Raw genomic sequence first — 2,384 nt, 5'->3', positions numbered from 1 at the left:
CTTGTTGTAATTGTTCTAATAAACTATGTAACTCATTTCCATAATAACCATAACAATTTTGTTCTCGATTTAAATTTTTAATATATGTAAGATAATACTGAAATGGACATGTGTGAAATGCACTTAACTTACTGAAACTATATAGTTCCTTTTCCATTAACTCTCCCCTTTCAAAAAAATAGAGAGCTATTAATTAATAGCCCTCAACCCTCAGTTCCTAAAGAATATATACTAAATAATATTCTCTAGGATGCTATTAATTCCTCTAAAACGTTTATTAAATTCTATTTCGGTGTAATAAGATGTCTTTCCTGATGTGTCCTTTACCGCAAATATTTTCCCATATTCAGATATGTTTATTTCATTTAACATGTATTCATTGTCTAAAGTTATTGGCATGTCATTTAATTCTATTTTACTTATATAATCTCTTATTTCCAATTAATTCACCTCACTTCACATCTTCTTCACAATAATTCCTTAAACTGTTTATAAAGTTTTCTGTAACGTCAAACCCAGCTAACATCATTGAGAAAAATATTCCTATAGAGGTTATGATATCCAATAGATACTCTTCTATGCAACTTGGGCTAGAATAAAATCCGATTTCTGTGTTCTTTCCAAAATATAGACTATATGTAAAGTTAAAAATCAGAAAAAGCATTACTAAATATAAGGCTCTATATTTGCTATTAATTATTTTTTTCATTTTTCATCACCCACCTTGTTTATATCTATTATCGTATATGCACAAATTGTTTCTTCTGATGAATTATACTTAGAGCTTGTATCTAGTGTGATGAATGCTTCACATGCATATTTAATTTTTCCTTTATAATTTTTTTCTTCATTGTCTTTTTCTAGTTTATATTTTACATTTACAATATCTCCTGTATATAATATATACCCATTTTTTAATTGTATTTCCTGTCTGACTTCTTGTATCATACAATCATCCTTTCTTCTTTTTCTAATAATATTGATGTTAAAGATTTCGATATAATATCAGCTAAATCTAAGATGAGATTCTTATCTGAAGAATTATATATATCATATTCATTTTTACCTACAACCCCAATTATTGAATATTCGCCAACCGCTTGTAATTTCTTATGAACTCCTAGACCTGGTTTAACAGGCTCATCCCTAATTATAATTGTACCTTTGTCTGAATGTTTGCTTAAAGCAGCATCAATGGCTAATATATTCGAATTTGGATATTTATTTTTTATTGACTGTATTTTGTATTCCAGATTTACAGCATGTATTGCATCTCCAAGCACTCCAAATATTTGGTTTTTAATAGCAGACCTTTTTAATATACTTCCAACCATAGGGGCTAATGAGTCAGCTAAATTTCTATCACTTCCTATACATACTATTAAAGTATCATCATTTACAATATTTCTTAATTTCTCTGATGTTTTTGATATAACATTTATATTGTTATAACTTATTTTTAATATTTCCATATAACACCTCCTATTAAAACACATATTTTATTCAACATCTGCTAGTAAATCCCTAAACAATAAAAATTTTCTCATAAAATTAATTCCTTTACTTTTTTATTATTTAACAAAGTGTTCTATATTAATTCTGTTTTTTAACAATTTTTCAAATACTGTCTTTCCTTTATCACTAGGACTATCTTTGTAACCCAATAAATTATATTTATCCCATATTACACTTATATTCACTACATTTTTAATATCTTGAACCAACTTATATATCTTAGCTCTCCATGCAATATATTCTTCATCTCCTTTAATTTTAAATTGCCTATCAAAAGCTATGATTAATTCTTCAATACCTAAATCTATTAACATCTTTTTTTGCTCTCTACTGAAATTACTACCACATATAGCTACAGAAGGATTATTTTTATACATAGTGGCCATCTGTAATACTGATTTTTCACCTTCAAATACTATTACTTTTTTACATTTCTTTATGACTTGTTTATTGACATTTAGTCCATATAAATTAAGGCTAAGTCTATGATTATAGCACTTATTGTCATACCATAATGGAATATATTTACCAAAATTTTTAGCTTTATCTTCATCTAAGTTTCTAACTCTAATACCAACAGGTCTTTCTTTATCATGCCAACAGAAGTGAGGAATTATTATTTGATTTTCATATGGATTGTAATGTATTTGATATGCTTTAAGAACTTCAAAAGATATGTTTTCATTTTTCCATTCTTTGATTGGGATTTGTTGAAAAGTTTTATATACATATGGCTTTTTAGGAGTAGGAAGTAATTCTATTTGTATGTCCTTAATATCATCTATTTTATTTACTTTTTTCTTTACTCTAAATCCTTTTCTTAACATTGGTTGATTTGAAATGTCAAAGAAATCTTTTATTTCATTAAT

The 2,384-nt window shown here is 26.5% G+C and carries 6 protein-coding genes; all 6 read right to left on the bottom strand.

The genetic code is table 11. The features are described 5' to 3' along the window. On the bottom strand, positions 1-157 hold a 157-nt coding region (locus IC213_RS20265), incomplete at its 3' end, for a PD-(D/E)XK nuclease family protein (RefSeq protein WP_227863574.1). A gap of 74 nt (positions 158-231) precedes the next feature. After that, positions 232-441 carry a hypothetical protein gene (locus IC213_RS20260; RefSeq protein WP_227436807.1) on the bottom strand — a complete coding sequence of 70 codons (210 nt, stop codon included), beginning with the start codon at positions 439-441 and terminating at the stop codon, positions 232-234. Between the two features lie 10 nt (positions 442-451). Beyond that, complete coding sequence (locus IC213_RS20255) at positions 452-709, bottom strand: hypothetical protein (RefSeq protein WP_227436808.1); 258 nt, start codon at positions 707-709, stop codon at positions 452-454. Next, complete coding sequence (locus IC213_RS20250; protein ID WP_227436809.1) at positions 706-948, bottom strand: hypothetical protein; 243 nt, start codon at positions 946-948, stop codon at positions 706-708. The genes IC213_RS20255 and IC213_RS20250 overlap by 4 nt, the downstream gene beginning before the upstream one ends. Beyond that, a complete protein-coding gene (gene yyaC, locus IC213_RS20245) occupies positions 945-1,472 on the bottom strand; it encodes a spore protease YyaC (protein ID WP_227436810.1) in 528 nt (175 codons plus the stop codon). The genes IC213_RS20250 and yyaC overlap by 4 nt, the downstream gene beginning before the upstream one ends. A gap of 99 nt (positions 1,473-1,571) precedes the next feature. After that, positions 1,572-2,384 (bottom strand): hypothetical protein (locus tag IC213_RS20240; RefSeq protein WP_227863573.1); only part of this gene is annotated, 813 nt, incomplete at its 5' end.

This window comes from Clostridioides sp. ES-S-0049-02, assembly GCF_020658465.1.
Taxonomy (GTDB): Bacteria; Bacillota; Clostridia; order Peptostreptococcales; family Peptostreptococcaceae; genus Clostridioides.
This window is presented reverse-complemented; position numbering and strand designations above follow the sequence as displayed.

Excerpts from the sequence above, each read along its gene's own strand:
- IC213_RS20255 (WP_227436808.1), bottom strand. The coding sequence starts at position 709 with ATGAAAAAAATAATTAATAGCAAATATAGAGCCTTATATTTAGTAATG.
- IC213_RS20250 (WP_227436809.1), bottom strand. The coding sequence starts at position 948 with ATGATACAAGAAGTCAGACAGGAAATACAATTAAAAAATGGGTATATA.
- yyaC (WP_227436810.1), bottom strand. The coding sequence starts at position 1,472 with ATGGAAATATTAAAAATAAGTTATAACAATATAAATGTTATATCAAAA.